The 7,533-nt window shown below is 46.3% G+C and carries 7 protein-coding genes and 3 tRNA genes; 2 read left to right on the top strand and 8 right to left on the bottom strand.

Annotated features, from left to right (window positions below; all coding sequences use genetic code 11):
* Positions 1-97: 97 nt before the first annotated feature.
* The 8 genes from TW84_RS16390 to lolB all read right to left on the bottom strand — a co-directional run bounded on the left by TW84_RS16390 (position 98) and on the right by lolB (position 4,972).
* Positions 98-172: transfer RNA gene (locus TW84_RS16390), tRNA-Gln, on the bottom strand.
* A gap of 30 nt (positions 173-202) precedes the next feature.
* Positions 203-287, bottom strand: a tRNA-Leu gene (locus tag TW84_RS16385).
* A 37-nt stretch (positions 288-324) separates the two neighbouring features.
* Positions 325-401 (bottom strand) — tRNA-Met (locus tag TW84_RS16380).
* Positions 402-669: 268 nt separating this feature from the next.
* The gene (ychF, locus tag TW84_RS16375; RefSeq protein ID WP_045976704.1) at positions 670-1,761 is read right to left on the bottom strand and encodes a redox-regulated ATPase YchF; all 1,092 of its coding nucleotides are present in this window, start codon (positions 1,759-1,761) and stop codon (positions 670-672) included.
* Between the two features lie 10 nt (positions 1,762-1,771).
* Positions 1,772-2,362: an aminoacyl-tRNA hydrolase gene (pth, locus tag TW84_RS16370; RefSeq protein WP_045976707.1), complete on the bottom strand. Its 591-nt coding sequence runs from the start codon at positions 2,360-2,362 to the stop codon at positions 1,772-1,774.
* 149 nt (positions 2,363-2,511) lie between these two features.
* Positions 2,512-3,456 carry a ribose-phosphate pyrophosphokinase gene (locus TW84_RS16365; protein WP_045976703.1) on the bottom strand — a complete coding sequence of 315 codons (945 nt, stop codon included), beginning with the start codon at positions 3,454-3,456 and terminating at the stop codon, positions 2,512-2,514.
* Positions 3,457-3,485: 29 nt separating this feature from the next.
* Positions 3,486-4,358 (bottom strand): 4-(cytidine 5'-diphospho)-2-C-methyl-D-erythritol kinase, encoded by an 873-nt coding sequence (gene ispE / locus TW84_RS16360; protein WP_045976702.1) that lies wholly within the window; start codon positions 4,356-4,358, stop codon positions 3,486-3,488.
* A complete protein-coding gene (lolB, locus tag TW84_RS16355) occupies positions 4,355-4,972 on the bottom strand; it encodes a lipoprotein insertase outer membrane protein LolB (RefSeq protein ID WP_045976706.1) in 618 nt (205 codons plus the stop codon). Before lolB ends, ispE begins: the two co-directional genes overlap by 4 nt.
* Before the next feature lie 162 nt (positions 4,973-5,134).
* Between lolB and hemA the strand changes: the two genes are divergently transcribed.
* Together hemA and prfA are read left to right on the top strand one after the other, a co-directional pair.
* Positions 5,135-6,391 (top strand): glutamyl-tRNA reductase, encoded by a 1,257-nt coding sequence (gene hemA / locus TW84_RS16350; protein ID WP_045976701.1) that lies wholly within the window; start codon positions 5,135-5,137, stop codon positions 6,389-6,391.
* 53 nt (positions 6,392-6,444) lie between these two features.
* Positions 6,445-7,533 (top strand): peptide chain release factor 1, encoded by a 1,089-nt coding sequence (gene prfA / locus TW84_RS16345; protein WP_045976700.1) that lies wholly within the window; start codon positions 6,445-6,447, stop codon positions 7,531-7,533.

The raw sequence follows: 7,533 nt of genomic DNA, 5'->3' as shown, positions 1-7,533 counted from the left end.
CCAGCTGAGCTACGTAGCCACTCGTGAGCGAGACAATATAAACCTTCGCGCTCTTAGTGACAAGCCCTTTTTCTAAAAGGCTTAACACTTTAAATAATGGCAGGTCTACCTGGATTCGAACCAGGGAATGGCGGCATCAAAAGCCGCTGCCTTACCGCTTGGCGATAGACCTGCAGGGTGATAGCACGAAGCTATCTAAATATGGTGCGGAAGGAGAGACTTGAACTCTCACACCTTGCGGCGCCAGAACCTAAATCTGGTGCGTCTACCAATTCCGCCACTTCCGCATCTATTCCTAAACACTTTCGTAAAAGGTTTTAGGAATGGTGGCTACGACGGGATTCGAACCTGTGACCCCATCATTATGAGTGATGTGCTCTAACCAGCTGAGCTACGTAGCCATACCATATTGAGTTCTTTCAGATAGTTGACCTTATCATCGGGAACGGCGCGCATTATGCGAAGTTGGAGCAAAGGCGTCAATAGTTTTTTTGAATAAATCGGGATAAATCAACTGTTCGGTTTCTTTTTAAACAAAGAGGCGTGTTAATCACCGAAAAGTGATAACAAAGTGTGACCCATTAGCTAACTTAATATAGGCGTCAAAGATTCAGAAACGACAAAGCCAGCACGAGTGCTGGCTTTGAAAGTTAATGATTTGCAAAGAAATTAAACGTTGAAGCGGAAGTGAACGACATCACCATCTTTGACGATGTATTCTTTGCCCTCTAAACGCCACTTACCCGCATCTTTTGCACCACTTTCACCGTTGAATTCGATGAAATCATCGTAGCCAACGACTTCAGCTCGAATAAATCCTTTTTCAAAGTCAGTGTGAATCTTACCTGCTGCCTGCGGTGCTGTTGCTCCAACCGGAATCGTCCATGCTCGAACTTCTTTCACGCCTGCAGTGAAGTAAGTGTGTAGCGTGAGTAACTCATAACCCGAGCGGATCACACGGTTCAGGCCTGGTTCTTCAATGCCCATGTCTGCAAGGAATTCTTCGCGATCTTCATCTTCCAGTTCAGATAGTTCAGATTCAATTGCTGCACATACCGGTACAACAACGTTGTTTTCTTTTGCTGCAAACTCACGTACTGCGTCTAAGTATGGGTTATCTTCAAAACCATCTTCGTTGACGTTGGCAATGTACATCGTTGGTTTGAGGGTTAAGAAGTTTAAGTAGCCAATCGCTGCCAGCTCTTCTTTTGCCAGCTCAACCGTGCGGGCCATGCCACCTTCGGTCAGAACGGGAAGTAGTTTTTCTAAGACAGTTAGCTCAAACTTAGCGTCTTTATCGCCACCTTTTGCTTTCTTGTTGTTACGTTGAATTGCGCGCTCACAAGAATCTAGGTCGGCCATTGCTAGCTCAAGGTTGATAACCTCGATGTCCTCAATAGGAGACACTTTACCAGCTACGTGAACGATGTTTTCGTTCTCAAAACAGCGCACTACGTGGCCAATTGCGTCAGTTTCTCGGATGTTCGCTAGGAATTTGTTACCTAGGCCTTCACCTTTGGATGCACCAGCAACCAGGCCTGCAATATCAACGAATTCCATCGTTGTTGGCAGGATTTTCTGTGGGTTAACGATCTTTGCTAGCGCGTCTAAGCGCAGATCGGGTACAGGTACAACACCAGTATTTGGCTCGATAGTACAGAACGGGAAGTTTGCTGCCTCGATGCCTGCTTTAGTTAGTGCGTTAAACAGAGTTGACTTACCGACGTTTGGTAGACCAACGATGCCACATTTAAAACCCATGATATTAACCTTATTCTGCTTTGAACGTGTGTAGACGGTTTTGCGCTTTTGATAGGCCATCCTTTATTAGGATGTCTAGACAGCGTACGGACTCATCCGCCGCTGCATCCAGTAACTCTTGCTCTTTGGCAGGCGCTTTGCCTAGAACAAATCCCGCTACTTTATCTTTATGTCCCGGATGGCCAATGCCGATCCTGAGACGATAGAAATCTTTGCAATTGCCAAGCTTACTAATTGTGTCACGGAGGCCATTGTGTCCGCCGTGCCCGCCGCCTTTCTTAAATTTGGCGATACCGGGAGGTAAGTCTAGCTCATCGTGAGCGACCATTATTTCTTCTGGCTTTATCTGGTAGAACTTTGCCAGTGCGGCAATCGATTTACCAGAGAGATTCATAAAGGTCGTTGGAATAAGCAAGCGGAGATCTTGACCATTGATCATAATGCGTCCAGTCAGGCCAAAAAACTTCGTTTCGTTTTTCAGTGTGATGTTATGAACACGTGCCAGTTCTTCTACTACCCAAGCTCCAGCATTGTGGCGAGTTCTGGCATATTCAGGCCCAGGATTGGCAAGGCCGACAAGAAGTTTGATCGGTTGACTCAAGGTTAGGATCTCTCTTGGAATCTCAAAAAGCGCAGTATGATAGCACAGATTTCTTAGCTCGGGCGAGGTGTGCGTTGACTGCCAGTTTATTGCCATAAAAAAACACCCCAAAGTGGGGTGTTTTTAAGTCATTCTTATCTAATCCAAGCTTAGTTGAACATGGCAGAGATAGACTCTTCGTTGCTAATACGACGGATGGCTTCAGCCAACATACGCGATAAGCTCAGCGTCGTCACTTTACCCGTGGCTTGCATTTCTTTTGATTGAGTAATGGAATCTGTCACGATGACTTGGTCCAGTACCGAATTCTTGATGTTATGAGCGGCGTTGCCAGAGAACACTGCGTGAGTTGCGTAAGCAAAGACACGCTTAGCTCCACGCTCTTTAAGCGCTTCTGCTGCTTTACATAGAGTGCCGCCAGTATCGATCATATCATCAACGATCACACAGTCACGGCCTTCTACATCACCAATCAAGTTCATCACTTCGGAAACGTTCGCGCGTGGACGACGTTTATCAACGATAGCGATATCGATGTCGCCTAAAGCTTTAGCTGTCGCACGAGCACGTACAACACCGCCAAGATCTGGAGAAACCACAACTGGATTTTCAAGACCTCTCGCTTCCATATCTTCAAGCAAAACAGGTGTACCGAAAATATTATCTACAGGGACGTCGAAGAATCCCTGAATTTGCTCTGCGTGTAGGTCGATAGTGAGGACGCGGTCAACGCCGACGTTAGAAAGGAAGTCAGCAACAACTTTTGCTGTAATTGGCACACGCGCTGAGCGCACACGACGGTCTTGGCGAGCGTAACCAAAGTAAGGGATAACTGCTGTAATACGGCCCGCTGAAGCGCGGCGCATTGCGTCAATCATCACTACAAGTTCCATTAGGTTGTCGTTAGTTGGTGCGCAGGTAGATTGAATGATAAAAACATCACTACCACGTACGTTTTCGTTAATTTGTACAGCGACTTCGCCATCCGAAAAACGAGAAACACTTGCATCACCAAGAGAGATGTATAGACGATCAGCAATACGTTGGGCTAGTTCAGGTGTAGCGTTACCAGCAAATAGCTTCATATCAGGCACGGTGGAAACCTCAGGGTTGCGTCCAGTATTTAGATAGATATATTGTGGGCTAAGCAATACTTAGCGAGCGTCTCATGTAAAGGGGAAATGTTCTTCCCTTTTGCTACAAAAGCAGAGACGTTGTCAGGCATTCTTTCAAGAACCTTGTTGGCCTCATTTTGGCTTGAAAACTCAGCAAAAACGCAGGATCCGGTCCCCGTCAGTCTTGACGGCGCATATTGTAGCAGCCAAGAAAGTTGCTTATCAACCTCTGGGTAGAGCATTCGAACAATTTTTTCGCAATCGTTTTCGTACGGGCTGTCAAGAAGTGTTGCCAGATCACGCTTTGGTGTGTTTCGAGTCAAGGCGGGGTGAGTGAAAATATCCACAGTTGCGATGGCCACATCCGGTCTAACGACGAGGTACCACCTTTCTTCAGGTTCAGTCTGAGTTAACGCTTCGCCTACGCCCTCAGCAAATGCCGAAAATCCACGTGTAAACACCGGTACGTCAGCGCCAAGCCCTAACCCAATCTCCGCCAATTCATGTTCTGATAGGTGAGTCTGCCATAGGTGATTCAGAGCGACTAAAACAGTTGCTGCGTTTGATGAGCCACCGCCGATGCCTCCGCCCATTGGCAGCACTTTGTCTAATTCGATTTGTGCACCGTATGAACAATCTGTTTTCGCTTTCAGTGCCATAGCCGCCTGCCAAATCAGATTGTCTTCCAAAGCTACGCCCGGCAGATCGGGCGTCAATCGGATTTCACCACTCTGATCAGCAGTGATGGTGAGGGTGTCACCATGATCAACAAACTGGAATAAGGTTTGCAACTCGTGATAACCGTTGTCACGGCGACCTATGATGTATAAGAAAAGGTTCAATTTTGCCGGTGAAGGCCAATGCGTTGTTTCGCTGATCATTGATCAAGATTCCATTTGGATATAACGATGCTGATTGAAATATCGCCTTGTTTCAACTTTAGCTTCTGTGGCAAAGGTAAAATGTTACCCTGATACTGGATATCTTGATAGTTAAGATAATCAAGTTGCCAGATTTGCCCATTAACCTGTTTAGTCAATGAGGCCAAAGTATTGGTGTCATTAAGTCGGTATGTGTCAGCGTTAATGGGGCTACCTAAGAACCAGTTATTAAGTTGCTCAACAGGTAAGGTGAGGCCTGTTAGGCGATAAATAAGCGATTGGGCATCGTGCGAAGTGTAGGTCTGGTCTTCATAGGTTTCGACTGAAGCACCAATTGGCGTAATTTTCAGGTTCAGTGCAGTCTGGCCGATAAAGGTGGTGAGTCGAAGCTGACTTGCCTCTGGACTGTGTTTCCAATGAAAATTTAGAGATTGGCGCTGTTGAGGAGAAATGTAGCCCAGTTTGCCGCTAGATTGATACTGAAGAATACTGTCCAAGCGTTGCTGATGAGTTTGCCATTCGACATTGGTATTGCTGGTGTTGAGCGTGGTACAACCAGACAGAATCAACCCAGAGAGTAGAAAAATGAGTAAGGGACGAAAGTAAGCCGCCATTGCTGATAATTTATCCATTTTAGTCCTTATCTTGTGCCACACTATATCATTGAAATCACGAAGTCATGAAAACATATCCCGGATACCCTTTAATTAAATTGGGTCATCAAGTAAAATTCCGTTCTTATTTGTTTATTCGCCGATTCAGAGAACCTTGATTACATGTCTTTGCTTGCCATAGGTATTAACCACAATACAGCTTCGGTAGAGTTGCGAGAAAAAGTCGCATTTGGACCGGAGAAGTTACCTCAAGCACTTAATCAGTTAGGCGATAACCCTCTTGTAAACGGCAGTGTGATTATTTCTACGTGTAATCGTACTGAAATATATTGTGATGTTAAGTCTTCCGGAAAAAGCAAAGTCATTGATTGGTTGGCACAATTCCATCAGGTTAGCCCGGAAGATTTAAAACCCAGCCTCTATGTCCATGAAGAGCAAGCCGCTATTCGTCATTTGATGCGAGTCTCTTGTGGTTTAGATTCTTTGGTATTAGGCGAACCGCAAATCCTCGGACAAGTCAAACAAGCCTATTCAGATTCTCGTGAGCACAAAGCGGTTGATACTGCGATGGAAAAACTGTTCCAGAAGACATTTTCTGTTGCAAAACGTGTCAGAACAGAAACCGATATCGGTGGTAATGCGGTGTCAGTCGCTTATGCAGCCTGCACATTAGCGAAGCACATCTTTGAATCACTGCGTGATTCGACCGTATTATTGGTGGGGGCGGGCGAGACGATTGAGTTGGTTGCTAAACATCTGGCAAGTAATGGTTGTAGTAAGATGATCGTTGCTAACCGCACTAGAGAGCGTGCTATGCCTCTCGCGGAACAATTTGGGGCTCAGATTATTGGCTTGCCTGAGATACCAGAACATCTCCCTCGTGCTGATATTGTGATAAGCTCCACCGCCAGTCCATTGCCAATCATTGGTAAAGGTATGGTGGAAAGTGCACTGAAAGCTCGTCGGCACCAGCCAATTCTGTTGGTTGATATCGCTGTCCCTCGTGATATTGAATCGCAAGTTGCGGAATTGGATGATGCATACCTTTATTCTGTGGATGATTTGCAGTCAATTGTCGAAAACAACATGGAACAGCGAAAAGTGGAAGCCATTCAGGCGGAAGCGATTGTCAGTGAAGAGAGCGCCATCTTTATGTCTTGGCTACGCTCTCTCCAAGCGGTCGACAGTATTCGCGACTACCGTAAGTCGGCTAACGACATTCGAGAAGATCTGCTGAGCAAAAGCCTTCAGTCATTAGCCGCAGGCGTCGAGCCTGAAAAGGTTCTGCTTGAACTCAGCAACAAACTGACAAACAAATTGATTCATGCTCCAACCCGAGCTTTACAAAATGCGGCGGAGCAAGGCGAGCCAGCTAAGCTTGCTACGCTAAGACAAAGTTTGGGTCTGGAAGACTCCTAATTTTTTTGGCCGTCAAAGACGCCCAATTTATCGAACCCTGAGTTAAGAAAACTATGAAAGCCTCGATTCTAACTAAGCTAGAAACACTGGTTGAGCGTTACGAAGAAGTTCAACATCTACTTGGCGATCCGGACGTGATCGGTGACCAAAATAAATTCCGTTCCTTATCAAAAGAGTACTCTCAGTTAGAGGAAGTCACTAAGTGTTTTCAGGCTTACCAGCAAGCTCAAGAAGACTTGGTAGCCGCTGAAGAAATGGCGAAGGAAGATGACGCAGAGATGCGCGAAATGGCTCAGGAAGAGATCAAAGAAGCAAAAGAAACTATTGAACGTCTCAATGACGAGCTGCAAATTTTGTTGTTGCCAAAAGATCCAAATGACGACCGCAACTGTTTCTTAGAAATCCGTGCGGGCGCCGGTGGCGACGAAGCGGGTATCTTTGCTGGTGATCTTTTCCGTATGTACAGTAAGTTTGCTGAGAAAAATGGCTGGCGTATTGAAGTTATGTCTTCGAATGAGGCAGAGCACGGTGGTTACAAAGAAATGATCGCTAAGGTGTCTGGAGACGGTGCTTATGGCGTATTGAAGTTTGAATCAGGTGGTCACCGAGTTCAGCGTGTGCCAGCGACTGAATCGCAAGGTCGCGTCCACACTTCCGCATGTACTGTGGCTATCATGGCCGAGATTCCAGAAGCGGAAATCCCAGAAATTAAAGCGGCTGACCTAAAGATTGATACCTTCCGCGCCTCTGGAGCTGGTGGTCAGCACGTTAACACGACAGATTCTGCGATTCGTATTACCCACTTGCCGACAGGAACGGTAGTCGAATGTCAGGATGAGCGTTCTCAACACAAAAACAAAGCTAAGGCCATGTCGGTACTTGCCGCTCGAATTATTCAGGCGGAAGAAGCGAAACGGGCTGCTGAAGAATCTGATACTCGACGTAACCTGCTTGGTTCTGGTGACCGTAGTGACCGTATTCGCACTTACAACTATCCACAAGGTCGTGTATCGGACCACCGTATTAACCTGACTGTCTACCGTCTTAACGAAGTCATGGAAGGGGATCTAGGATGCTTGGTTGAACCTGTTATTCAGGAACATCAGGCGGATCAACTTGCGGCGTTGGCTGAGAACAACTAA

Source organism: Vibrio neptunius (genome assembly GCF_000967495.1).
In the GTDB taxonomy this organism is placed as follows: Bacteria; Pseudomonadota; Gammaproteobacteria; order Enterobacterales; family Vibrionaceae; genus Vibrio; species Vibrio neptunius.
Note: the sequence above shows the minus strand (reverse complement) of the source record. Positions and strands in the feature narration are given on the sequence as shown.